Source organism: Solidesulfovibrio carbinolicus, from assembly GCF_004135975.1.
Taxonomy (GTDB): Bacteria; Desulfobacterota; Desulfovibrionia; order Desulfovibrionales; family Desulfovibrionaceae; genus Solidesulfovibrio; species Solidesulfovibrio carbinolicus.
Window position 1 is genome coordinate 3,963,184 of sequence record NZ_CP026538.1, and the last position, 24,264, is coordinate 3,987,447.

A 24,264-nucleotide genomic window follows, 5' to 3' on the forward strand; every position below is an offset into this window, starting at 1 on the left:
CCGCCTGCCGCTTCGCTGTTGTCGTCTACCCCGGACAACCCCCACGCCGCAAGGGCGGACGACATGCGGCGCGCAGCACCCGAATGCCGACGCCTAGCCCCGGCGCGCCGCCCGGCAGGCGATCAGCTCGGCCACGATGCTGACCGCGATTTCCTCCGGCGTCTCGGCTTCGATTGAAAGGCCAATGGGCGAATGGCAGCGGGCGATGTCGGCGGCGGTGAAACCCTCGGCACGAAGCCTGGCATACACCGAATCCCGCTTGCCCACGCTGCCGATCATGCCGATGTAGCCGGCCCGCGTGCGCAGGGCCAGGGCCAGCACGTCCTTGTCCTGGGCGTGGCCGCGCGTGACGATGACAACCGAGGCGTTTTCCTCATATAAACGGCCCGCGAAGCACTCGGCCAAATCCTTATAAGCCATCGTTTCCCGGGCGTCCGGGAACCGCTCGGGATTGGCGAATTCCGGCCGGTCGTCGAAAACCGTGACGCCAAAGCCCACCATGGCCGCCATTTGGCAGGTCGGGCGCGACACATGGCCGCCGCCGAAAATATAGAGCGGATCGCGGGCCAGGGCCGGCTCCAGCATCCACGGTACTCCGGCCACCTCGAAACAGATGGGCGCGGCGATGCCCCGGCCTTGCTTGCGGGCGGCTTCCAGCACCTCGGGCGGTACAGCGTCACCAAGAACGCCGTCCGGCGCGATGAGCGCCCGGCCGCTGGTCCCGTCGCCGATGCGGGCCACGATGAGGCAGCTGCGTCCGGCGGCCAGATGGCCGGCCAGGGCGGCGAACAGCGCCTTGGCGGCATCGTCGGGGGCGATGCGCTCGATGAAAACCCGCATCCGGCCGCCGCAGATGAGATCGGCCCCGGCCGAGGCCTGGCCGGTCATGTCGATGCCGAGCAGCCGCGACGGACCGGCGGAGAGCGTTTCCTTGGCGGCGGCGATGGCCATGCCCTCGCCCAGGCCGCCGCCCACGGTGCCGGCGATGGAGCCGTCGGCAAAGACCAGCATCTTGGAGCCGGCCGTGCGCGGGGTGGAGCCTTCGTTGGTGACGATGGTGACGGCGGCCAGGGCCTCGCCCCGGGACAAACGGCCGTTTATGGCGGCAATCAGTTCGATCATGCCCTACCCTTTCCCTTGTCTGGGGTGACGACGGCAAAGCCGCCGGTAGTTGTTTCGATGCGTCCCAAAATCGGCCCCAGCCGCCGCAGCGGACTGCCGCACGGGCACGGCCCGGGCAGCATGGCCGCCGCGTCGCCGGTGCGGTAGCGCAGAAGCGGCACGCCGCGACAGGTCAGCGTGGTGAAGGCCACCTCCCCCACTTCGCCCTGGGGCAAGGGGACGTCGGAGAGCGGATCAAGCACCTCGAAATAGAGCTGCGCCTCGCGCAGATGGTAGCCGGCCCCGGCCAGACATTCCATGCCGCCGCCGTAGGCCATTTCCGTGGCGCTGTAATAGTCGAAGACGCGGCAGCCGAAACGCGACGCCGTGCGCTCGCGAAGCTCGGGCGAAAGGAAATCCGAGGCGTAGACCACCGAGCGCAGCGTCTCCCGGGCGGCCTGCATGGCGGTGACGTCTTCCAGGGCGGCCCGCAGCTGGGACGGCGCGGCAATGAGACTGGCCGGACGATGGGCGCGCAGCGCCTCGGCCAGCCGGGCCGGATTGCCGGTCGGGTCGCCGAACACCGGCAACGCGCCGAGCCGGCGCATGCCCCGGCCGATGAGGTCGCCCACGCTGTCGGGCTTGTCGGCCGGAAACAGGATCAGCACCGTCTCGCCGGGATTAAGCGTCACGGCCATGACCACCTGGAAGCACTCCAAGGTTTCGGCAAGGTCGGCGTCGGTGAGGCCCATGCGTTTGGGCGGGCCGGTGGTGCCCGAGGTGGCCACGGTGACCATGCGGGCGACCGCGTCCTGGGGCACGGCCAGGAAGCGCGGAAACTGGGCGGCCAGATCGGCCGGCGTGGTGGTCGGCAACGTGGCGAAGGCCTCGAAGCTTTCGGGAAACCCGGGCGGCAGCCGGGCCAGCCGGTCGCGGTAAAAGGGGGCCTTGCGGGCATGGTCCAGGGCGCGGCACAGGGCAATAAGTTGCCAGCCGGCCAGCCGGGCCGGGTCCGGGGTGCCGCCGTCCTGGCCGATAGAGGCGGCGATCCAGGCGTCAAAAGGGCTTACGCGCATGGTTTTTGGCGATACAGCGCCGTCCCGTCGGCGGCGGTCAGGTTGTAGAGGCAAAAGGGAATGAGCCGGCCGTCCGGCACGGCCACGTGGATGCAGCAGCCGCGCGCCCGTTCCAGGTCCAGGGTCCAGGCGTCCATGAAGGCCATGGCCGAGACGCTCAGTTTGGGCCGGCTGGCGGCGGCGGCCAGGAAGCGGTCGAAGTCGTCGCGGATGGCGGCCGGCTCGAGCGCGGCCTTGGCCGGCCCCCACTGGCGGGCGACAAAGGCCATGGACTGGCGCGCCCCGTCCTCGGCGGGAATCGGAGCCGCGCCCGTGTCGCAGCAGCCCCCGCCGCCGGACACAGCCAGCCGGCCGTCCGGGGCCACGGCAAACGAGGCGGAAAAGGAGCACAGGGAATGCTCGCAGCACGGGGCATGAAAGTCGGCGGTACGCAGTTCGCCGCCCGTTTGCGCCTCCAAGGCGGCCAGGAGTTCGGGCAGGGTCAGGCGCGGGGCGCTGGCCCCGTCGCCGGGATAGCGGCCAAAACAGGCGGCCGGCTGGAAATGGACCCCGCGCACACCCGGGGCCAGCCTTGCCGCCAGCCGCACCAGTTCCCCGACCTCGGCCACGTTGACGCCCGGGACCAAGGTCGCCACCAGCACCACGCCAAGGCCGGCGGCGGAACACGCCTCCATGGCCGCGCGCTTCTCCCGGGCAAGCCGCCGGCCGCGAAGGGCCGTATGGACTGCGTTGGACACGCCGTCGCACTGTAAAAATACCGAATCCAGGCCGGCTGCCGCCAGACGCGGGGCCAGGGCGGCGTCGGCGGCCAGGGCCAGGCCGTTGGTGTTGAGTTGCACAAAGGGAAACCCGGCGGCCTTGGCGGCGGCCACGATGTCGGGCAGATCAGCGCGCATGGTCGGTTCGCCGCCAGACAGCTGCAGATTGGCCGGTCCGGCCTGCTGGCGGGCCTGGACCAGCCGGGCCGCGATGTCGGCCAAGCTTGGATCGGGCGCGCTGGCGCTGCCGGCGTCGGCAAAGCAGACCGGACAGCCAAGGTTGCAGCGGCTGGTCACTTCCAGGACCACGGTGCAGGTGCGCTGATGGTGCTCCGGGCACAGGCCGCAGACGTAGGGACAACCCGGCCCCGGGGCCGCGCCCTGGGGTTCGGTCCCGGGCTTGGGGATTTTCGGCCGGTCCCAGCCTTGGGGCCCCGGAGGGCCGTGCCAGTAGCGCGTACGAAAGGGGCCGTGTTCCGGGCAGGTCCGCACCAGCCAGCCGTCGTCGCCGTCCTGTTCGCGATATGCCGGCAACCGGGCCAGACACACTGGACAAACGCTCTCGGTCGCCGTCATCATATCCCGTATTCCTTCCAGCCAGACGACGCTCTCCCGCCGCCCGCGCCAGCCCCCGTTAAAAGTCTTTGGAAGGGGGCCCGGGGAAACCTTTCTCCAGAAAGGTTTCCCCCGCTCTTCCTCTTCGTCCTAATCACGCCCTTCGGACGGGTCGAGGCCGTAGGCCACGAGCAGTTCGAGCATCTTGTTCCAGGCGTCGGCCATCAGCCCGCCGCAGCGGATGGGGTCGGGCTTGCCGTCGTTTAAGATGGCGGCGCAGGTAGTGGCCCCGTAGTCGTCCTGGGCGCGCTGGCTGAACCAATCGACGAAATCGGACACCAGGGCGTCGCCTTGTTCGAAGGGCGTTTCCTCGTCGCGGCCTTTGCCGGTGTAGAGTCCCAGGGCCAGGCAACCGCCGGTCATGATGCCGCAAGCGCCGCCCGTGCCGCCCATGCCGTGGCACAGCCCCATTGCCGCGCGGACGAGTTCCGGGTTTTCCCGGCCCTGGGCGGTCAGGGCCAGAAGAATGAGAATCTGGCTGCAGCAGTAGCCCTTGTGGGCCAGGGGCAGGATTTCGAGCAGCGTGGGATTCATGGTCACGCCTCCTTGCGGCAAATCCACAGGCCGTAGCCCAGACGCGGTTTTTGGCCGTCCCCGGCGCAGCCCGGCTCCCGGCCTGTCAGCACGGCCATGACCTCCCGGGCGGAACCGAGTTCGAGAACAAGACGGCAGGAAAGATCAATGAGGTGGCGGGTGTGGTCCTCGAAGACCACGGCAGGCAGCCCATGCCGGGCAAAGCGCGATTCGGCCACTTCCCGGGACAGGGCTCCGGCGGCGCAGCCCGCGCCCGCGCCCCCGCTGCCGGGCGACCCGGCCCGCAGATAGAGATCGGAGACGACGAGGTAGCCGCCCGGGACGAGGACCCGGGCGATCTCCTCCAGGGCGGCTTCGGGCCGGGCCAGGGCCGAGAGCACGCATTCGCCAAAAACGCCGTCAAAGGCGGCCGAGGCAAAGGGCAGCGCTCCGGCCTCGGCCCGCAGCGCCCGGCCCGGGACGCGGCCGGCCGCCTCAGCGGTCAGGACGGCGGAAATGTCGCAGCCAACGGCCCGGAAGCCGGCGGCAGAGAGGCGCGATAGCGTGGCCCCGGCTCCGCAGCCGCAGTCCAGGAGCCTTGCGCCGGCGGCAAAGGGGAGCAAGTCCAGGGCGCGGTCGGTCAGCGCCAGCCCGCCCGGACGGATGGCTCCGCCGGTGGCCCGGCGCACGTCGGCGCGTTCGTAGGGCTTTTCGCCGGGCCGCCCACCCCCGAAGCCGGGGCCGGCCGGCGGCGCAAAGGGCGCGGGGCCGGTGAGCGGCGCGGCAAAGGGCACTACTTGTCCTCCAGGAGCTGTTCCACCTCGAACATCTTGCCCACGGCCAGATGCTCGGGCACCAGCGACAGGCCGCACTTTTGGCAGGTCATGAGCGTGATGGTGAACCCGCCCTGGAGATAGGTGACGCCGACCGGCGCGGGGGCGAGTTTTTCGCCGCAGGCGGCGCAGCTCCAGTCGCCGGACTCGGGCAGATAGGTGGGGGTGTCGTTCATGGCGCTTACGCCTCCTGCCGGTCCACGCCGGTGACGTTCATGCGGTGGCTGTAGCCGGCGTGGATGTGGGCCACGCCTTCCAGCATTTCGTAGAGCGCCCAGTAGGTGACCCGCGCCCCGGCCAGCCCGGCCAGATGGCGGCCGGTTGCCGTGTCGGTGAACTTGCGGCCCGTGGCCTCGGCGTAGGCCACGACCCGGGCCAGATCCGTGTCCAGCACGTGGCGGGCTTCCAGCACGGCGCGCACGGCCTCGGGGATGACCAGCCGCACGGCCGGCGGCGTCTCGGGCGGGGCCGGCTCCTTCCAGACGGTTTCCAGCACGGACCGCTTGAGCCGGCCCCGGGCTTCGTGGCGGTAGGAAAAGCCGGGATCGGGCCGGGCCGGATCGGCGGCTTGGCTTGGGAAAAGCAGATCCAGCAGATGGAAGGTGCGCTTGCCGGCCCCGGCCAGCCGGTCGCGGCACATGGAGCAGGTGGCCACGAAGTCGCGCGGGCTTTCGGCCACGCGCCGGGCCAGGGACGCGGCGGCCAATTCCGGGTGGGCGTTGGCCTGCAAGCCGCCAAAGCCGCAGCAGGAGGCCAGCTTGCCCGAGGCGGGCAATTCTTCGACGGTCACCCCAAGCTTGGCCAGGATCTCGCGCACGGCGGCCAGCCCGGCGGCGTCGTGGCGGCCGGTGCAGGCGTCGTGGACGGCCACCGGCGCGTCGGGAAGCTGGCCGGCGGGCGCGGGCAGCCCGGTCTCGTCCAGAAGCACGCGCCACAGGGAGACCACGGGAATGTCGGGGGCCAGGCGGGCAAAGGTGGCCTGGCAAGAGGCGCAAGCGGCGATGACGCGCGGTTTGCCCAAGGCTTCCCAGTCAGCCTGGAAGGCGGCCATGGCCGCCTCGGCCAGATCCTGCCGGCCGGCCCAGAAGGCCGGCGCGCCGCAGCAGGCCAGGCCCAGCCCCACGCCGCCAGGCAAGCCGGCGCGCAGATGGGCGTAGACGGCCGGCACGGAGGCGGCCGGATCGCCGCCGAGCTGGCAGCCCGGGAAAAAGAGGTGGGAGCAGGTCGTCTCGCCCGGCGCGGCCCGCATCAGGCGGAAGGCGTCGGACAGGGAAAAGGCCATGTCCTCCAGGGCGAACTCATGGGCCCACAGCGGCATCTTGCCGCGCGCCACCATGTCGCGCCGGGCCGTGAGGATGAGATCGGGCATGGAAAAGCCCGACGGGCACAGCTCCTCGCACTGGCCGCACAGGGTGCAGGAGTTGATCATCTGGTTGTACGACCGCGCGCCCTGGACGATGGAAAGATTATTATAGATCTGGCGGGCGTAGACGCGGGGATAGCCCTTGTAGCGAGCCAGGTACGTGCAGGCCTTGACGCACTCCAGGCACTGGCAGTCCAGGCAGCGGGCGGCCTCGGCCTTGGCCTCGTCCGGGGTGAAGCCGGCGGCGGCATCGGCCGCGGCCACGGCCGGCAAGGGAATGACGCCGGTGGTGTTGGTGAAAAGGCGCGTGGGGCAGGCCCCTTCGCGCTCGCGGGAGGCGGTGACGGACACGCCGGCCAGATGCCGGTCCAGGGACACGGCGGCCCGGCGGCCGTCGCCGGCCAGGGAAATAACGGAGAGCGGCTCTCCGGGAACGGCGAAACCGCCGCCAAAAACGCCCTCGCAACCGTCGAGGGCCAGGGCCAGAGTCAGGGCGTCGGCGTCAGCCTTGGCGACCCCCAGGGCCGGGGCCGAGACGGCCTCGACGTAGACGCCGTCGTAGTCGGCGCAAAGCCGGTCGAGCAGCGCCGCGTCCAGGGCCTGGCCCGGACAAAACGTCACGTTCATGCGGCCCATGATCTCGATCTCGGCGGCCAGGGCGGCTGGCGGGAGGGTGTCCGGCGACAGTTCGCGCAGATGCCCGCCCGGGGCGTCGCCCGGGAAATACATGTCCACGGCGTAGCCCTTCTTGCCCAGGTCCCAGGCCACGGTCAGGGCGCTGACGTCGCCGCCCATGACGGCGGCGCGCTTGCCTTTGCCGGGCATGGACAGGGGCTTGGCGGCCGGGCCGGTGGCGCTTATAACGGCGCGCTCCAGCGACCCCATGGCCAGGGCCGCGTCAATGGGCAGGCGCACGCAACGGGCCTGGCAGGGGTGGTCGCAGACGCGGCCAAGGACGGTAGGCAGGGGCAGGGTGCGGTCCAGGGTCTTGCGGGCCCCGGAGAAATCGCCGGAGCGGACCTGGCCCATGAATTTGCGGACGTCGACATGGAGGGGACAGGCGGCCTGGCAGGCGGGCTGCTCCTCCTGGATGCAACGGTACTCGATATCGCGCAGACCCTGCTGATCCATGAAGACCTTCCCTGTTTGCAAGACGGGGCGAACGCCTGGCGTCCGCCCCGTCCGGTTACGACATGAACTTCAAAGTTGCTTGAAACGGTCTTACTTGCCAAGGGCCTTGAGGCCGGCCAGCACCTTCTCGGGGTAAGCCGGCAGATGGCGGATGCGCACGCCGCAGGCGTTGTAGATGGCGTTGATGATGGCCGGGTGCGGGCCGCACAGGGGCACTTCACCCACGCCCGAGTTGCCGTAGGGACCGTGCTCACGCGGCGACTCGACGTAGATCAGCTCCATGGCGTCGGGGATGTCCTTGGCGTAGGGCACGCCGGCGCCGGCCAGGGAGGAGTGCTTCTTGATGTCCTCGAAGTCCTCGGTAAGGGCCAGGCCGATGCCCTGGGCCAGGCCGCCCCAGTTCTGGCCGTCGACGGTCTGACGGTTGTTGATGGTGCCGATGTCTTCGACCAGGACCATCTTGTCGACCACGGTCTTGCCGGTGGCCAGTTCCACGGTCACTTCGGCCAGGAACACGCCGTACATGTAGCAGCAGAACGGGGAACCCAGGCCGTTGGCGTCGCAATCCTTGGCCGGGGCGGTCCAGGTGCCGTTGTAGCGGGTCTTGAGGCCTTCCTTGACCATCTCGTCGTAGGTGCGGAAGGTGCCGTCGGCCTTCTTCATGGCGGCCACGAGCTGTTCGCAGCCGTTCTTGATGGCCTGGCCGACCACGACGTTGGAGCGCGAGCCGCCGGCCGGGCCGGAGTTGGGGCACTTGCTCGTGTCGTTGAGCACCAGCTTGATCTTACAGGCCGGGATGCCCAGGGGCTTGAGGGCTTCGTGGGCGAAGCCGACGGTGCCGGCGTCGGAGCCCTGGCCGTGATCCTGCCAGGTGTTGTAGATGGTGACGGAACCGTCGGCATTGAGCTCGGCGTCGGCGCCGGCGGAGTCCGGGCCGTCCAGGCCGGAGCCGTAGATGCCAATCGCCACGCCAACGCCCTTTTTATGGGTGGCCGTAGAGTTCTTTTTGGCGTTGGCCAAGGCTTCCTTGTACTTGGGACGCAGGATGTCGATCATCTCCGGCAGGGTCCAGGAATCGGGCACCTGGTCGGTGGGGGTGGTGTCGCCCGGGCGATACACGTTGACATACCGGAATTCCAGGGGATCCATGCCGAGCTTCTCGGCCATTTCGTCCATGAGGGACTCGGAGGGGAACATGATTTCCGGCGAGCCGTAGCCGCGGAAAGCCGAACCCCAGCCGTGGTTGGTGGCCACGCAGTAGCCCTTGGCGCGCATGTTGGGGATGCCGTAGCCGGCCATCCAGTACTGGGAGCCGCGCAGGGTAAGCAGGTCGCCGAACTCGGAATAGGGGCCGTGGTCCACGATCCATTCCATTTCGGAGGCCACGATCTTCTTGGTGGCCTTGTCCACGGCGATCTTGCCCTTGGTCCAGAACGGGGAGCGCTTGCCGGTGTAGTACTGCTGCTGGGCGTAGTTGTAGCGCAGGTGCACCGGGCGGCCGGTGACCATGGCGGCGACGCCGACCAGGGCTTCCATGGTCGGGCTGAACTTGTAGCCAAAGGTGCCGCCGGTGGGGTTCTGCACGAGAACGAGGTTCTCGGGCTCGACGCCCAGGCCCGGGGCGATCATGTACAGGTGCAGGTACAGGCCGATGGACTTGGAGTGGATGACCAGCTTGCCCTCTTCGTTGGTGTAGGCAAATCCTACGTCAGGCTCGATGGGCAGGTGGGGCTGGCGCTGGGTGTAGTAGTCGCCGCCCATGACTTCGTACTTGGCCGGATCGGCGAAGAACGGAGCCACGTCCGCGCCCTTGGCGTGGTTCTGCTCGTAGTAGGTGTTGGGGGTGCCGGGGTGGATTTCTATGGCGTCGTCGGCCATGGCCGCCGGGGCGCTCATGTAGGCCGGCAGGACTTCCAGATCGACCTTCACCTTCTCGGCGGCGGCCCGGGCATTGGCCTCGGAGTCGGCCGCGACCAGCGCGATGGCGTCGCCGTACTGGAACACCTTGGTGTCGCACAGGATGGGACGATCCCAGCCGTCACCCTTGTTGGTGGGGAAGGTGATGAGGCCCGTGATGCGGTTTTTGCCCTTGACGTCCTTGGCCGTGATGACGCTGTGCACGCCGGGCATCTTGAGGGCTTCGGCGGTGTCCACGCCCTTGACGTTGGCATGGGAAACGCGGGCTTCGACAATGGCCAGATGCAGGGTGCCCGGGGGCAGCATGTTCTTCTGGTCGTCGCCGAACAGCCATTGGCCGGTGACCTTGGCCACGCCGGTGGGACGCGGGGCGCGCGAACCGAACACGTTGCCGTCGGCCGGCATGTTGTGGTTGATGCAAAGGGTCATTTCGCCGCGCAGCACCTTGGCGGCGTCCATGACGGCATCGACCAGGGGGATGTAGCCGGTGCAGCGGCACACGTTTTTGTGCTTCTGGAACCAATTGCGGACGTCTTCGCGGCTGGGCTTGGGATTTTCGTCCAAAAGGCCCTTGGCGGACATGATGAAGCCCGGGGTGCAAAAACCGCACTGGGCCGCGCCGTGGACGACCCAGGCGGTCTGCAGCGGATGCAGGTTGTTCGGCGTGCCGATGCCTTCGATGGTGGTCACGTTGGCGTAATCGGCGACGCGGCGGATCTTGGTGATGCAGGCGCGGGTGACCTTGCCGTCGATGATGACCGAGCAGGCGCCGCACTGGCCCTGGGCGCAGCCTACCTTGGTGCCGACCATGTGCAGCTGGTTGCGCAGCACGTCGGACAGGAAGGCATCCGGGTCGGCGATGATTTTGCGCTCGATCCCGTTCACGATAAGAATTTTTTCCTGCATGTCGTCTCGCTCCGTTTCGGTTTGAGGTTAATCGCGTTGCCGACGCCGCGCCCGGAACCGATTCCCGTCCGCGCGGCCTTTGATCCTTGGCCAGGCCCTATCCCTTGCCGAAGCCGCAGGCGGGATAGCGGCATTCGGGACACATGGCGCAAAGGCCCCCGTGTCCCAGTTCCACGATGTCGTCCCGGGTCAGGCGCTCGCCGGCCGCCAGGCGGGGCACGGTCAGATCGAAGATGCTGGCCTTGTGGTACATGACGCAGCCCGGCAGCCCGACCACGGGGATCTCGCCGACGTAGGCCAGCATGAACATGGCCCCGGGAAAGGTGGGGGAACCGTAGGTGACGACCTCGCCGCCGGCCGCCCGGATGGACGACGGGGTGAGATCGTCGGGGTCCACGGACATGCCGCCGGTGACGGCGATCATGTCGGCCCCTTCGTCAATAAGGCGATGGATGGCCCGCACGGTCATGTCCTGATCGTCGGGGACAAACATCTGGCGGGTAACGGTGCAGGACAATGCCTCGAACTTGCGGCGCAGGATGGGCCCGAAGGCGTCCTTGATGCGGCCGTGGTAGACCTCGCCGCCGGTGGTCACCACGCCGACCCGAAGCGGCCGGAAGGGGCGCACCCGCACCACCGGGCCGTACTCGGCGCACACGGCCTCCACGGCCTCGATCTTGGCCTCGTCCACCACCAGCGGCACCACCCGGGTGCCGGCCAGCATCTGGCCCGGGGTCACCACGACGTTGCCGTGCAGGGTGGCGATGGTCACTTCTTCGATGGCGTTTAAGCGGCGCAGGATGTCGGCGTCGATGGACAGCAGCCCGGCGTGGGCGGCCAGCAGGTTGATGCGGCCCTCGCAGGGGGCGGACAGCACGATGCCTTGTCCGGCGATGGCCCGGGCCATGCGCTCGGCGGCGTCGTCCTCGTGGATGAAGCCGTCGGCCAGATCCCAGACGTAGAGGTGTTCCTTGCCGAGGCTGAGCAAGGTTTCGATGTCGCCGTCCTCGACGACATGCCCCTTGCGGAAGGCTGGCCCCTTGCCCTCGCCCGGCACGATGCGGGTGATGTCGTGGCAAAGGACCATGCCCGAGGCCTGGTGGACGGGGATGGAACGCATGGGGGCGTTTCGGTGCCGGAGGACTTCTTGGCTCACCTGCATGGCGCGTCTTCTTCCCTTGCGGTTGGTTGTTGGTTGGCCGGTCGCCGCGGCCTGGGCCGCCCTGTTGCGACGACTGTTCTTCCCAGCCTCTCCCGGACAATTTTCTATATTAAACTTAACACAATCAGAACGAACCCACAGAACTTCTCAAAAAAAACGGCGACCAACACCAACTTGACTCTGTTTTTTCAAACACAATACGTTGCTGTCATATGCTTATACCAACATAAAACCTTCACTCACACTGAAAAAGCAATTTACAGGCCAATGCCAAGATTCCATTACAGAGGCGTGCTGGCGGCGCTTCTGTCGTATTGCGTGTCTGATCCTGACAGACATGGTGACCCTGCGTGATCGTCGCATCTTCCGGTCTGTCTTGACATAGGAACGGCAAAACACTGAAAATAAACGTTCTTTTGAAACAAGGTACAAATGGGTCAATTTGGCCCGGCGAATGGGTCAAAAAGCAACAGCCGCCGGAGTCACCCGGCGGCCGCGACGGCGAGCCTGAAAAGAAAGGCTTGAGAAACGACGAAAATCAGCGACAGGCGCGGAACCACGCCCGGAAGCAGGCCCGGCCTGGTGGCCAGCCCCCTGACGAATACGCCCGGATTTTTGGAGAAACTACAGCGGATTTAGCTCGTTGCCCACCAAACGCCACAGGCGCGCTTCGTGGACGCGACACTAGCGGTCGTGTCGATAGACACCGGCCCGGTCAGGCTCGACAGGCAGGCGGCGACGGACGGTCCAGAAAAGCGCCACGGCGGCAACGGCCCCGAGAGTGTCGGCCAACATGTCCTTCTGGGCGTCCCAGACGTCGCCCTGGCTGCCCAGAAACTCAATGCCGGCCTGACCGCCTTCGGCGGCGGCGTACCACCATTCGATGATCTCGTAGGCGCAGGCCACGGCCATGATCATGGTGAGGGCAAACACGGCGATGACCGCCGGATGGGCCAGCCGCCTGCGCCAGAGGTATTCGGCCAGGGGAAAGGCGTAAAAGCCCACGGTGAAATGGGCCATGCGGTCGAAGTGGTTGCGCGAAAAGCCGAACAGCTCGGTGACAAAGCCAAAGGGGACGTTGGCGAAGGTGTAATGCCCGCCAATGGTGTGCAGGAAAAGCCAGACGGCCATCAGGGCATAGGCCAGGTTGGAAAACCGGAAGCGCCGGGCCGCGACCACGAGGGAAACAAAGACGACCAGGACCGGGATGACCTCGGCCCACCAGACTTCCCGGGAGACCGGGGCCAGACCGAGCAGGATGAAAAACGCCGCGAACGCCGCCGCCAGGGCCTCGGGAAACCAGCGCGCCATGACCTTCCTCCTGATTGGGCCGGCCCAGACAGTCGGGCCGTGGCCTAAAAGCCCTACCCCAGCCAGGGCCGCGCGGCAACGGGGGGGCGGAACTTTGGAGCAAGGGGCGGCGCACAAAACAAAAACCGGCCGCGACCACACGCGGTGATCGCGGCCGGCAGGTCCGGCACGCCAGGGGGGGCTTGGCGCGCCGGCGTTGTAAACTACAGCACTTCCGGTTGAAATCCCGCCGCCGTCAGCGCGGCCACCACCGACCGGCCGTGCTCGCGGTCCCGGGCCTCGAAGGCGATTTCCAGACTCGCCTCCTTGGCCGGCAGGGCTAAAAGCGTACGGTGGTGCTGGATTTCCATGATGTTGGCCCCGCTGTCGCGCAGTACGGCCGTCACCTGGGCCAACGTCCCGGGACGGTCGGAGATGGGCAGGCGGATGGTCACCACCCGGCCTTCCCGAATCAGCTCGCGCATGATGACCGAGGCCAAAAGCCGGGGGTCGATGTTGCCGCCGGAAAGGACCAGCCCGACCTTCTTGCCGGCGAAACGGCCGGGATATTCCAGCAGCGCGGCCAGGGGCGACGCGCCGGCTCCTTCGGCCACGGTCTTTTCCACGAAGAGAAACAGCGCCACGGCCTGTTCCAGGCGCGGCTCGTCCACGGTCAGCACCGCGTCGACCCGGGCCTTGACCACCTCGGTGGTGAGCGCGCCCGGATACTTGACGGCAATGCCCTCGGCGATGGTGTTGCCCGTGCCCTCGGGCGGCTCGCCGCGCATGGCGCACAGCATGGACGGATAGCAGGCGGCCTGGACGCCCACGACTTGGATGTCCGGACGCACGCCCTTGGCCGCCGTGGCCACGCCGGAAATGAGCCCGCCGCCGCCGATGGGCGTCACGATGACGTCGAGGTCGGGCACGGCGTCCAGCATTTCCAGGGCCACCGTGCCCTGGCCGGCCATGACCATGGCATCGTCAAAGGGATGGACAAAGGTCAGGCCGCGCTCGGCCGTGATGCGCCTGGCGGCCTCGGTGGCCTCGGCCAGGGTCTCGCCGGCCAGCACGACTTCCGCGCCGTGGGCGCGGGTGTGCTCCACCTTCACCGACGGGGTATGGGCCGGCATGACGATGACGGCCGGGATGCCCAGGTTCTTGGCATGGTAGGCCACGCCCTGGGCATGGTTGCCGGCGGACATGGCCGACACGCCGCGCGAGCGTTCGGTTTCGGAGAGCGTCAGCAGCTTGTTGAGCGCGCCGCGCTCCTTGAAGGAGGCGGTGAACTGGTGGTTTTCGAATTTGACCCAGACGGCGGCCCCGGTCATGGCCGAGAGCACCTGGGACTGCAAAAAGGGCGTCGGAGCCAGCCGGGGCGACAGGCGCTCCCGTGCGGCCAGGACATCGGCGAGTTCGATCATACGGCTTACACGCCCTCACCGGCGGCGGCGTCTTCGAACCGGCCGCGTTTGCGGTTCTTGCGCACGGCCCCGGCCGGAAACACCCGGCCGCTCATGGCGATGTAGACGCCGGGGGGGCTGGACCAGACCGCGCCCACGGCGCAGCCCACGTTAAAGGGCGCGTCGGAGGCGGCGAACCGGGCCGGGCTCATGGCCCCGGTCAGGACGATGGTCTTGCCCGGGATGTCGGCCAGAAACTCGGCCGTGCGGGTCATGGTGTCGGTGCCGTGGGTGATGAGCACGTGGCCGGCCGCGTCGGCGAGGATGTGTTCCCGCAGGGCGGCGCGCTCCTCGTCGGTGACGTAGAGGCTGTCCTTGCGGGCGATCTCGGTGACGCTCCAGGTGAAGTCCACCCCGGCCTGGGTCAGGATGGCCCCGACTTGCGGATCGCCCACGGAGTAGTCGGACAGGTCGTCGAAATAGACCTTGTCGATGGTTCCGCCCATGGAATAGACGGCAAGTTTCACATGTTTCCCCATTGCAAACTGTTTCCCCAGGTGGGGTTTCCAAAGGGGCTCAGCCCCTTTGGCCGCCGGAGGCATCTTCCTCTTCTCAATCCACCGAAAACGCTGTGTTTTTTAAACCCCTACTATCCACCCAAATAGGCTTCGCGGACGCGGTCGTCGGCGATGAGCGCTTCGCCCGTGCCGGAGAGGGTGATGGTTCCGACTTCGAGGACGTAGGCCTGGTGGGCGACCTTGAGGGCCGCGTAGGCGTTTTGTTCCACGAGGAGCACGGTCATGCCCTTGGCGTTGATCATGCGGATGATGTCGAAGACTTCCTTGACGATAAGCGGGGCCAGGCCGAGGCTCGGCTCGTCGAGCATGACGAGCTCGGGCGCGGCCATGAGGGCACGGCCCACGGCCAGCATCTGCTGTTCGCCGCCGGACAGCGTGCCGCCTTTCTGGTTGCGGCGCTCCGACAGGCGCGGAAAGAGTTCGAAAACCCAGTCGATGTCCTTGGCGATGCCGGCCTCGTCGCTGCGGCTGTAGGCTCCCAGGCGCAGGTTTTCCAGCACGCTCAGGTGGGCGAAGATGCGCCGGCCCTCGGGGGACATGACGATGCCGGACTTGACGATGTCCACCGGATTCTTGGTGGAGATGTCCGTGCCGTTCCAGCTGATGCGGCCGCGCTTGTTCTTGACGAGGCCCGAGATGGCCCGCAGCGTGCTCGACTTGCCAGCGCCGTTAGCGCCAATGAGCGTCACGATGGAGCCTTTGGGCACATCGAGGGAGACGCCCTTTAAGGCATGGATGCCGCCGTAGTGGACGTGGAGATCGCGGATCTCAAGCATGGAGTCCCCCTTCCTCGCCGAGGTAGGCCAGGATCACCTTGGGATCGCGGCGGATGGCCTCGGGAGCGCCCTCGGCGATGGTGACGCCGTAATCGAGCACCCAGATGTGTTCGCAGATGCCCATGACGACTTTCATGTCGTGTTCGATGAGCAGGATGGTCAGGTCAAAGTCCTGGCGGATGGTGCGCACGAAACCCATGAGGTCTTCGGACTCCTGGGGATTCATGCCGGCGGCGGGTTCGTCCAGGAGCAGAAACGACGGCTCGGTGGCCAGGGCCCGGGCGATTTCCAGGCGTCTTTGCGCGCCGTAGGCCAGGCTGGAGGCCTGTTCATCGGCCAAATCGGCCAAGCCCACGGCGGCCAGCAGCTCCAGGCAGTGGGCGCGCATGGCTTTGTCCTCGCGCAGGTAGCCCGGGGTAAACAGCACCGCGTCGATCCAGCTGGTCTTCTGGCGCAGGTGGCGGCCGATCATGACGTTTTCGAGCACGGTCTCGTTGCCGAACAGCCGGATGTTCTGGAAGGTGCGGGCGATGCCGGCCTTGCAGACCTTGTGCGGCGGCAGCCCCGTGACCTCCTGGCCGTCAAAGACGATGGAGCCGGTGGTCGGCTTGTAGAAGCCGGTGATCATGTTGAAGCAGGTGGTCTTGCCCGCGCCGTTGGGGCCAATGAGCCCGGCGATGGTTCCCCGGCGCACGGCCAGGGACAGGTCCGTCACCGCGGCCAAACCGCCAAAGCGCATGGTCACGTCGTTTGTGGCTAAAATCACGTCGCCGGACATCACGCCCTCCCCCGGGAAAACACTTTGGACAGCGATTGCCAGTGCAGTTCGCGCATACCCATGAGGCCCTCGCGCCGGAAGAGGATGATCATGATGAGCGCCAGGGAAAACACCACCATGCGCATCCCCGGCACGCCCGGCAGCTCGAAGCCGAAGATATCCACCGGATTTTCCACCACCCGCAGCCATTCGAGGAGCACGGTGATGCCGATGCCGGCCATGACCGTGCCGCTTAGGGAACCAAGGCCGCCGGCCACCACGATCATGAGGATGTTGAAGGTGAGGGTGAACAGGAACATCTTGGGGTCGATGGTGGTGAGCAGGCTGGCCAGGAGCGCGCCGCCGACGCCGGCGAAAAACGCGCCCACGGTAAAGGACAACAGCTTGTAGCGAAAGACGTTGACGCCCATGGCCCGGGCGGCGGCTTCGTCATCGCGGATGGCCTTGAGCACGTTGCCGGTGTTGCTTTTGAGCAGCCGCACGATGACGTAGAGGGTGACCAGGCACCAGCCGAAGTTCCACCACAGGTTGGCGTAGTCGGGAATGCCCTTGAACCCCAGCGCGCCGTTGGTCAGGCGGGGGAAGTTGTTGGCCAGCACGCGGATGATCTCGGCAAAGCCCAGGGTGGCGATGCCGAGGTAGTCGTCGCCCAGGCGCAGGAGCGGAAAGCCCACCAGCGCGCCGATGGCGGCGGCCACAATGCCGCCGGCCAGGACGGCGGCCAAAAACGGGGCATGGGTGTTTTGCACCCAGTCATAGGCCGGCTCCAGCAAAAAGAGCATGTCCTTCTGGTCCGGGGTCATGATCAGGATGGAGCAGACATAGGCCCCGATGGCCATGAACCCGGCATGGCCGAGGCTGAACAGCCCGGTGAAGCCGTAGATGAGGTTCAGCGACAGGGCCAGGATGATGTTGATGGCGATAAGGTTCAAGATCTGGATCTTGTAGCCGTCGAAGTTGCCTTCGGCCAGCCACAGAAATCCGCCCAGGGCCAGCACGGCCACGAGATTGAGGATGACGGTTTGTCCGCGTCGCATCAGACTTTATCCTCCAGACGTTCGCCTAAAAGGCCTGTCGGCTTGAACATCAGGACGGCGATGAGCAGCACGAAGGCAAACGCGTCCCGATAGCCGGCCAGATCGGGGAAGAACGCCACGGTCATGATCTCAATGAATCCCAGGGCCAGACCGCCGATGACCGCGCCCTGGATGGAGCCGATGCCGCCGAAGACGGCGGCGATGAAGGCCTTGAATCCGGGGATGGTGCCCATGATGGGCTGGAGCTGGGGATAGCGCAGGGCCCACATGATGCCGCTGGCGGCGGCCAGGGCCGAGCCGATGCCAAAGGTCAGGGCGATGATGCGGTTGACCGGCACGCCCATGAGGTAGCTCGTCTCAATGTCCTTGCTGATGGCCCGCATGCCAAGGCCGGCCTTGGTGCGGTAGACGATCCAGATAAGCCCGAGCATCAGCGCCAGGGACAGCAGCGGCACGAACAGCGTCAGCGGCAGCACCCGCACCCCGCCCATGATGATGGGGTCTTCCAGCCATTGGGGCCGGTAGACCTCGCGGGGGATGGCCTGGAAAAAGACGATGGCCACGTTTTGGAGAAAAAAGGAGACGCCGATGGAGCTGATGAGCGCCGAAATTCGGGGAGCGTCGCGCAGCGGCCGGTAGGCCACCTGATCGACCACGATGCCGAGCGTCGCCGTGACGACGATGGCGATGACCATGGCCACGGGCCAGGGGAGATTGGCCAGAGTGATGCCCCAGAAAACGAAATACGCCCCGAGCATGAACATTTCGCTGTGGGCGAAATTGATCAGGCGCAGGATGCCGTAGACCATCGTGTAGCCGATGGCGACCAGGGCGTAGAGGCTGCCCAGGGTCAGGCTGTTGAGCATGTGCTGGATGAACGTCGCCGAGTTCATGCGGGGGTCCTTGCCTGCGGTTTCGCCGCCCGGTCGGTTTGGCGGGACGGCCCCTTTAAGGGGCCGTCCCGCCGCTGGCGAAACGCGTCGTACGGTTTAGAGTTCGGGGGTGATTTCGCCTTCGTAGATCTTCTTGCCGTCCTTGATCACCACGAGGCCCACGGGCTTTTCGGCGTCGTGGGTTTCGTTGATGGTGGTGGCGCCGGTGACGCCCTGGAATCCCTTGGTGGCGGCCAGGGCCTTGGCGATGGACTCGGGGTCGGCCTTGCCGGCGCGGGTGATGGCGTCGAGGATGATCATGTAGGCGTCGTAGCCCAGGGCGGCGTTCACGTTGAGTTCCTTGCCGGGATACTGGGCCTTCCAGGCGGCGGTGAACTTCTTGGCCATCTCGGTCATGTTCTTCATGGACGGATCATAGGGGAAGGTGGTGTGGACGAACCCTTCCACGGCGGCGCCGCCGATGTCGGTGATCTTGGGGTTGTCCATGGCGTCGCCGCCCATGATCTTGAAGGTGGCGCCGAGCTCCTTGGCCTGCTTCATGATGATGGCGCCCTCGGCGAAGTAGGAGGGGATGAACAGAACGTCGGGCTTTTCGGAAATGATCTTGGTCAGCTGGGCGGTGAAGTCCTGGTCGCCGGACTGGTAGTTGAGCGTGGCCACGACCTGGCCGCCGAGCTTGGTGAAGGACTTGCTGAAGAACTTGGACAGGCCGACCGAGTAGTCGCTGGCCAGGTCGACGAGCATGGCGGCCTTTTTCAGGCCCAGGGTCTTATACGCGTAGGTGGCCGCGCCGGCGCCCTGGTAGGGGTCGATGAAGCACACGCGGAAGATGTACTTCTTGCCCTGGGTGACCAGCGGGTTGGTGCAGCTGGTGCCGACCTGGGGGATGCCGGCCTTTTCCGAGACTTCGCCGCCGGCCATGGCCAGGGAGGAGCCGTAGGTGCCGATGATGGCCTGGACTTTTTCCTTTTCGATCAGGCGTTTGACGGCGTTGGCCGCTTCGACCTTATCGGACTTGTTGTCCACGACGAACAGTTCGACCTTTTTGCCGAGAACCGTGGGGTTCTCCTTGGCGGCGAGCTGCACGCCTTCGAGTTCCAGCTGTCCGCCGAAGGCGTTCTGGCCGGTCAGGGGCAAAAAGACGCCGATCTTGACGGTGTCGTCGGCGGCCAGGGCCGCGTTGGCGAAACCGAGCACCAAAGCCAGGCACAAAAGAAGCATTTTGCGCATGAGAAGTCCTCCACGTTGCGGTTTTCGCCGGCGGCCGATGCGGCCCGGCGGTTACAGCGAGACCACGGCCGATATTTTCTTGGCCAACTCCACCAGATAGCCGGCGAAGAGGCGCTCGAACTCCTGCATGGAATAGGTGGCGGTGGACGAGTCGAAGCTGACCGCGCCGACCACCTCGCCGGTGCGCAGGGAAAACAGCGGCGCGCCGATGGCGATGAGCCCCGGCAGCGATTCTTCATTATTTTTCGCGTAGCCCAGTTCCCGGGCCTCGGCCAGCTCGGCTTCAAGCACGGCCTTGTCGGTGATGGTGCGGTCGGTCTTGGCGGAAAGCGTCAGGCGCGACATGACGCCGGCCAGGGCGCGCGGCTCCATGAAGGCCATGGCGGCCTTGCCGGCGGCCAGATAGTGCAGGGACGAGGCGTAGCTGAACGACCGGAAGACCCGGGTGTCGGCCGAGTCGCGGCGATAGACGAGATAGACGGCATCCCGGGAGAGCAGGGCCACGTCGATGTGGATGCCGTGGCGGGCGGCGGCTTCGTCCACAAAGGGGCGCAGGCCGCGCACCAGCTCGCTGGTCTCGATCATGGACTGGGCCAGGGCCAGGGTGCGCACGCCCAGACGGTAAAGCCCGGAACGGGGGTCGCGGGCCAGGTAGTCCTGTTCGCAGTAGGTGGTGACGTAACGGTGGGCGGAAGTTTTGCTTATGCCCACACGGGCGGCGATTTCGCTTAAAGTGAAGCCGGCGTCCTCGACGCCGAACAGGTCGAGGATGGCCAGCCCCTTGGCCAGGGATTCGGATATATTGGCCTTTCCCGACACGAAATCGGCTCCATTTGCTGAAAATGTGAACTACCGTTCCGGCAGCCGGAACGACCGGCCCGCTGAGTGATACACGGCGACCGCCCGGCTGTCAAAGGCTGGGGGAAGAATTTCGTGACGTGTTCGGGAAACAGGGCACAATAGTGGCGATCCTTCGGAGGGGGCGGGGACGGGCCACAAAATAGGCGGCGGGCGGTGTCGAAGAAGAGCATTTGACACAGGGCCTATATTTGTGGATAGATATAAAATATCAGGACGAGACCATGGCCAGCAAAATACTCCGATTCGAAGACTACCCATTTCAGATCACTCCCCTTTCCGACGAAGAAGGCGGCGGGTATCTGATCACGTTTCCCGATTTGCCCGGCTGTATGAGCGACGGGGACACCCCGGAAGAGGCCATGGAAATGGGAAGGGATGCGTTTGCCAGCTGGATGGCGGTCCATGTGGAGGAAGGCAGGGAAATTCCGGCCCCGGGCAGCGGCGGCCCGGCATCGGGCAAGTTCAACCTGCGCGCGCCCAAGAGTCTCCATGCCAAATTGGCCCGGCAGGCGGAAGCTGAGGGGGTCAGCATGAACACGCTGGCCGTGGCGTTGCTGGCCGAAGGGTTGGGAAGAAAGCAGGTCGGCGGGTGACAATGGGATTGCAACCGGATTGACGCCCCGCCAAAAAGCGCGGCGGGGAAACCTCCCCGCCGCGCGCGAAAATTCCTCTGCCGAACTGGCGTCGCAATCAGCCCAAATACGCCTTGGTCACCCGCTCGTCGGCCGCCAACTCGGCCGACGGGCCTTCCAGCACGATGCCGCCGGACTCCACCACGTAGGTGCGGGCGGCGGCCCGCATGGCCAGGCGGGCGTTTTGCTCCACCAGCAGGATCGTCGTGCCCATGGCCCCAAGGCCCATGATGATCTCGAAAATTTCGGAAACCAGCAGCGGCGCGAGTCCCAGGCTCGGTTCGTCGAGCAACAGCAAACGCGGCCGGCTCATGAGCGCCCTGGCGATGGCCAGCATTTGCTGCTCGCCGCCGGACAGCGTTCCGGCCGATTGGTTGCGCCGCTCGGAGAGCCTGGGGAACAGCTCGTACATGCGGGCCATGTCCTTGGCGATTTCCGCCCGGTCCTTACGCACGTAGGCCCCAAGCTCCAGGTTGTCGCCAACGCTCTGCTTGGCCAACACCTGCCGGCCCTCCGGGGAATGGGCCATGCCCAGGCGTACCAGCGCCTCGGGCGGCAGGGAGGTCACGTCGCGGCCGTCGAAGCGCACCACGCCCGAACGCGGCGCGACGAGCTTGGAGATGGCGCGCAAAATGGACGTTTTGCCCGCGCCGTTGGCCCCAATGAGCGTGACGATCTCGCCCTGCTCCACGGACAACGACACGTCGCGCACGGCCGAGACGGCCCCGTAATTGACGCAAAGCGCCTCGACCTCAAGCAGCGCCATGGGCGTCCCCTCCGAGATAGGCTTCGATGACGCCCGGGTCGCGCTGCACATCCTCGGGCGCGCCCACGGCGATGGTCTGGCCGAAATTGAGCACCATCACCCGGTCGCACAGCCCCATGACCATGGGCACGTTGTGTTCGATGAGGAGCACCGTGAGGTCGAAGCGTTCCTTGATGTCGCGAATGAAATCGGCCAGCCCGAGCTTCTCCGAAGGATTAAGGCCGGCAGCCGGCTCGTCGAGGAGCAACAGCTTGGGCGTTAACGCCAAGGCCCGGGCGATCTCCAGCCGGCGGCGGTCGCCGTAGGGCAGCGAAGCGGCCAGATGATCGGCCCGGTCCTCCAGGCCGACCAGACGCAGCAGATCGTAGGCGCGCTCGGTGACGGCCTCGTCCTCGCGGCGGCTGCCCGGGGTGAAGCACAGGCCGGAGAGCAGCCCGTGGCGGGCCTGGACCCGGCCGGCCACGCGCACGTTGTCCATAAGCGTCAGCCCGCCAAACAGGCGGATGTTCTGGAAGGTGCGGGCCAGTCCCAGCCGGGCGATGGCCTCGGGCTTGGCCCGGGTCACGTCGTGGCCGTCAAAGACCACCGTGCCGGAATCGGCCCGGGTCATGCCGGTGAGCAGATTGAAAAAGGTGGTCTTGCCCGCGCCGTTGGGGCCGATGAGCCCCATGATCTCGCCACGCCGCACCTCGATGGAGACGTCGCACACGGCCATGAGCCCGCCGAAGCGGCGGCGCAGGTCGGTGGCTTGCAGCAGCGCGCTCATGCCGCCCCTCCCCGGCCGGCCAGCCGCGACCGCAAGGCGGCCAGGCCGCCCATGATGCCCTGGGGCAGATAGACGCAGGCGGCGACCAGCACCACGCCGTTTAAGATCATACGCGAGTCCTTGAGCGGACGCAAAAGCTCCGGCAGGCTGACCAACAGCGCCGCGCCGCACAGCGGCCCCCAGATGGAGCGCGAACCGCCGATGAGCACGTAGGCCAGACAGGTGACCGAGGCGTCGAAGGTGCCCTGCCGGGCGTTCCAGGTATTGAGGAACGGCGCGGACATGGCTCCGGTGACGCCGGCCAGGGCGCAGCCCAGGACAAAGGCCGTGACCTTGTTGCCGGTGGTGGCCACGCCCATGGCCCCGGCGGCCAGCTCGTCCTCGCGCACGGCGAAAAAGGCCAGGCCCCGGCCCATGTTGCCGATGCGCCAGACCAGAAACAGGGCGAAAAGAAACAGCGGCCCGAAAAACCAGATGTAGTCCAGGCGCGACTCAAAGGCCTGGGGGATGCCGAAGATGCCGACCGCGCCGCCGGCGATGGGCATGTTGAGCACGGCCACGTTGACCACCTGGACAAAGGCCACGGTGGCCAGGGCCAGATAGATGCCGCGCAGGCGCAGGGCCGGATAGCCTACGGCGATGCCCAGGATCACGGACAGGACCAGCGCCCCCAGCCACTCCAGGGGGAACATCCAAAAGCCCAGGGCCTCGCGCAGGGGGGCCAGGGCCGGATGGGTGCCCATGATGGCGGCCACGTAGCCGCCCAGGGAATAAAACCCGATGCTGGCCAGGGACAGCTGGCCGGCCATGAGCGGGAAATAGATGCTCAGTCCCAACAGCGCCTGCTGCACGATGGTGACGAGCAGAAACCCGTAATTTTCAAAAAAGCCCGACATGATTACACCTTCTGCTCCAGACGGCCGCCGAGCAGGCCCTGGGGCCGAATCAGCAGGATGGCGAACAACAGCACAAAGGCCACGGCCTCTTTGTAGGAACTCATGTCCGAGGGCAAAAAGGCCTCGCCCAGGCCAATGACCAGCCCGCCAAGCACCGCGCCGGGAATGCTGCCAAGGCCGCCGAGCACGATGACCGCCAGGCCTTTTAAGCCGTAGGACACGCCGAAATACGGCCCGGCCACGCCAAAGGAGACGCCAATCAGCGTGCCGGACAGGCCGCCAAGCAGACCGGAGATGAAAAAGGTGCCCAGGATAAAGCGGTTGACGCTGATGCCAAGCAGGCTTGCCGTGTCGGCGTTCTCGGCCGTGGCCCTAAGCGCCTTGCCGCCGCGGGTGCGGCCGATGAACCAGCCCAGGCCGGCCAGCATGACGAGGCTTGCGCCAAAAAGGATGATCTGGATGGTGCGCACGGCCACGGGCTTGCCGCCGATCTTGAAGATGACGGCCATGGGCAGGTCGCCGAAGATGTCGGCGGGGAAGGAATAGATCTCCGCGCCAACGAGATACTGGATCAGGTTGACGACAATAAGGGCCACGCCCAGGCTGCTGACCAGGGCCAGGAGCGGATCGGCCCCGCGCTTGCGCAGGGGCTTAAACGCCAGCCGTTCCACGGCCATGCCGGCCAGACCCGACAGCAGCGCGCCGAGAATCAGCGCCGGCACGAAGGGCAGGGTCACGGGCATGGTCCAGTCGGCCAAAAGGCCGTTTATGCCGAAATGGCCCACGGCCAGGGCGTAGGTGAGGTACGCGCCCAGGGTAAAGACCGCGCCATGGGCGAAATTGATGATGCCGAGGATGGAGAAGACCAGGGTGTAGCCCAGGGCGAAGACGGCGTAGACCGACCCGATGCTCAGGCCGTTGAGGAGACTTTGCAGGAGCCAGGCGAAATCCATGGGAACGCTTTTTTAGCGGCCGGGACGCCC

23 protein-coding genes are annotated in these 24,264 nt (G+C 66.6%); 1 reads left to right on the forward strand and 22 read right to left on the reverse strand.

All coding sequences use genetic code 11. The features are described 5' to 3' along the window. Positions 1–93 precede the first annotated feature (93 nt). The 18 genes from C3Y92_RS17700 to C3Y92_RS17785 all read right to left on the reverse strand — a co-directional run bounded on the left by C3Y92_RS17700 (position 94) and on the right by C3Y92_RS17785 (position 20,179). Positions 94–1,122 (reverse strand): XdhC family aldehyde oxidoreductase maturation factor, encoded by a 1,029-nt coding sequence (locus tag C3Y92_RS17700; protein ID WP_129354815.1) that lies wholly within the window; start codon positions 1,120–1,122, stop codon positions 94–96. Further along, positions 1,119–2,177 carry a DVU_1553 family AMP-dependent CoA ligase gene (locus tag C3Y92_RS17705; protein ID WP_129354817.1) on the reverse strand — a complete coding sequence of 353 codons (1,059 nt, stop codon included), beginning with the start codon at positions 2,175–2,177 and terminating at the stop codon, positions 1,119–1,121. The genes C3Y92_RS17700 and C3Y92_RS17705 overlap by 4 nt, the downstream gene beginning before the upstream one ends. After that, positions 2,168–3,514 (reverse strand): radical SAM (seleno)protein TrsS, encoded by a 1,347-nt coding sequence (gene trsS / locus C3Y92_RS17710; RefSeq protein WP_129354819.1) that lies wholly within the window; start codon positions 3,512–3,514, stop codon positions 2,168–2,170. Before trsS ends, C3Y92_RS17705 begins: the two co-directional genes overlap by 10 nt. A 126-nt stretch (positions 3,515–3,640) precedes the next feature. After that, on the reverse strand, positions 3,641–4,084 hold the full coding sequence (locus C3Y92_RS17715; RefSeq protein WP_129354821.1) for a DVU_1555 family C-GCAxxG-C-C protein: 444 nt from the start codon (positions 4,082–4,084) through the stop codon (positions 3,641–3,643). A gap of 2 nt (positions 4,085–4,086) precedes the next feature. After that, positions 4,087–4,857, reverse strand: coding sequence for a DVU_1556 family methyltransferase (gene trsM, locus C3Y92_RS17720; RefSeq protein WP_129354823.1), 771 nt, complete (start codon positions 4,855–4,857; stop codon positions 4,087–4,089). Continuing rightward, complete coding sequence (locus C3Y92_RS17725) at positions 4,857–5,072, reverse strand: DVU_1557 family redox protein (protein ID WP_129354825.1); 216 nt, start codon at positions 5,070–5,072, stop codon at positions 4,857–4,859. The genes trsM and C3Y92_RS17725 overlap by 1 nt, the downstream gene beginning before the upstream one ends. 5 nt (positions 5,073–5,077) lie before the next feature. Continuing rightward, positions 5,078–7,390 carry a pyridine nucleotide-disulfide oxidoreductase/dicluster-binding protein gene (locus tag C3Y92_RS17730; RefSeq protein WP_129354827.1) on the reverse strand — a complete coding sequence of 771 codons (2,313 nt, stop codon included), beginning with the start codon at positions 7,388–7,390 and terminating at the stop codon, positions 5,078–5,080. A gap of 90 nt (positions 7,391–7,480) precedes the next feature. Continuing rightward, positions 7,481–10,213 carry a molybdopterin-dependent aldehyde oxidoreductase gene (locus C3Y92_RS17735; protein ID WP_129354829.1) on the reverse strand — a complete coding sequence of 911 codons (2,733 nt, stop codon included), beginning with the start codon at positions 10,211–10,213 and terminating at the stop codon, positions 7,481–7,483. Positions 10,214–10,310: 97 nt separating this feature from the next. Continuing rightward, positions 10,311–11,333 carry a molybdopterin-binding protein gene (locus C3Y92_RS17740; protein WP_129354831.1) on the reverse strand — a complete coding sequence of 341 codons (1,023 nt, stop codon included), beginning with the start codon at positions 11,331–11,333 and terminating at the stop codon, positions 10,311–10,313. A gap of 726 nt (positions 11,334–12,059) precedes the next feature. Next, positions 12,060–12,686: a DUF2238 domain-containing protein gene (locus C3Y92_RS17745; RefSeq protein ID WP_129354833.1), complete on the reverse strand. Its 627-nt coding sequence runs from the start codon at positions 12,684–12,686 to the stop codon at positions 12,060–12,062. 203 nt (positions 12,687–12,889) lie between these two features. Continuing rightward, positions 12,890–14,089 (reverse strand): threonine ammonia-lyase, encoded by a 1,200-nt coding sequence (locus C3Y92_RS17750; RefSeq protein ID WP_129354835.1) that lies wholly within the window; start codon positions 14,087–14,089, stop codon positions 12,890–12,892. 5 nt (positions 14,090–14,094) lie between these two features. Then, on the reverse strand, positions 14,095–14,595 hold the full coding sequence (locus C3Y92_RS17755; protein WP_129354837.1) for an asparaginase domain-containing protein: 501 nt from the start codon (positions 14,593–14,595) through the stop codon (positions 14,095–14,097). Between the two features lie 122 nt (positions 14,596–14,717). Then, positions 14,718–15,422 carry an ABC transporter ATP-binding protein gene (locus C3Y92_RS17760; RefSeq protein WP_129354839.1) on the reverse strand — a complete coding sequence of 235 codons (705 nt, stop codon included), beginning with the start codon at positions 15,420–15,422 and terminating at the stop codon, positions 14,718–14,720. After that, positions 15,415–16,200: an ABC transporter ATP-binding protein gene (locus C3Y92_RS17765; RefSeq protein ID WP_129354841.1), complete on the reverse strand. Its 786-nt coding sequence runs from the start codon at positions 16,198–16,200 to the stop codon at positions 15,415–15,417. Before C3Y92_RS17765 ends, C3Y92_RS17760 begins: the two co-directional genes overlap by 8 nt. Then, complete coding sequence (locus C3Y92_RS17770; RefSeq protein ID WP_129354843.1) at positions 16,200–17,237, reverse strand: branched-chain amino acid ABC transporter permease; 1,038 nt, start codon at positions 17,235–17,237, stop codon at positions 16,200–16,202. Before C3Y92_RS17770 ends, C3Y92_RS17765 begins: the two co-directional genes overlap by 1 nt. Continuing rightward, positions 17,237–18,130, reverse strand: a complete 894-nt coding sequence (locus C3Y92_RS17775) for a branched-chain amino acid ABC transporter permease (protein WP_006920683.1) — start codon at positions 18,128–18,130, stop codon at positions 17,237–17,239. The genes C3Y92_RS17770 and C3Y92_RS17775 overlap by 1 nt, the downstream gene beginning before the upstream one ends. A gap of 96 nt (positions 18,131–18,226) precedes the next feature. Beyond that, entirely contained in the window at positions 18,227–19,360 is a 1,134-nt protein-coding gene (locus C3Y92_RS17780; RefSeq protein WP_012750158.1) for an ABC transporter substrate-binding protein, read from the reverse strand. A gap of 51 nt (positions 19,361–19,411) precedes the next feature. Continuing rightward, positions 19,412–20,179, reverse strand: a complete 768-nt coding sequence (locus tag C3Y92_RS17785) for an IclR family transcriptional regulator (RefSeq protein ID WP_129354845.1) — start codon at positions 20,177–20,179, stop codon at positions 19,412–19,414. A 263-nt stretch (positions 20,180–20,442) separates the two neighbouring features. Here C3Y92_RS17785 and C3Y92_RS17790 point away from each other — a divergent pair, with 263 nt between their 5' ends. Next, complete coding sequence (locus C3Y92_RS17790; protein ID WP_129354847.1) at positions 20,443–20,814, forward strand: type II toxin-antitoxin system HicB family antitoxin; 372 nt, start codon at positions 20,443–20,445, stop codon at positions 20,812–20,814. Positions 20,815–20,911: 97 nt separating this feature from the next. On the opposite strand, the gene C3Y92_RS17795 is transcribed toward C3Y92_RS17790, so the two are convergent. Genes C3Y92_RS17795 through C3Y92_RS17810 form a run of 4 tightly spaced genes read right to left on the reverse strand, consistent with a single transcriptional unit; the run spans position 20,912 to position 24,234 of the window. Then, complete coding sequence (locus tag C3Y92_RS17795; RefSeq protein WP_129354849.1) at positions 20,912–21,619, reverse strand: ABC transporter ATP-binding protein; 708 nt, start codon at positions 21,617–21,619, stop codon at positions 20,912–20,914. Then, positions 21,606–22,385, reverse strand: coding sequence for an ABC transporter ATP-binding protein (locus C3Y92_RS17800; RefSeq protein WP_129354851.1), 780 nt, complete (start codon positions 22,383–22,385; stop codon positions 21,606–21,608). Before C3Y92_RS17800 ends, C3Y92_RS17795 begins: the two co-directional genes overlap by 14 nt. Then, positions 22,382–23,281 carry a branched-chain amino acid ABC transporter permease gene (locus tag C3Y92_RS17805; RefSeq protein ID WP_129354853.1) on the reverse strand — a complete coding sequence of 300 codons (900 nt, stop codon included), beginning with the start codon at positions 23,279–23,281 and terminating at the stop codon, positions 22,382–22,384. The genes C3Y92_RS17800 and C3Y92_RS17805 overlap by 4 nt, the downstream gene beginning before the upstream one ends. A gap of 2 nt (positions 23,282–23,283) precedes the next feature. Then, positions 23,284–24,234: a branched-chain amino acid ABC transporter permease gene (locus C3Y92_RS17810; RefSeq protein WP_012750152.1), complete on the reverse strand. Its 951-nt coding sequence runs from the start codon at positions 24,232–24,234 to the stop codon at positions 23,284–23,286. Positions 24,235–24,264 lie beyond the last annotated feature (30 nt).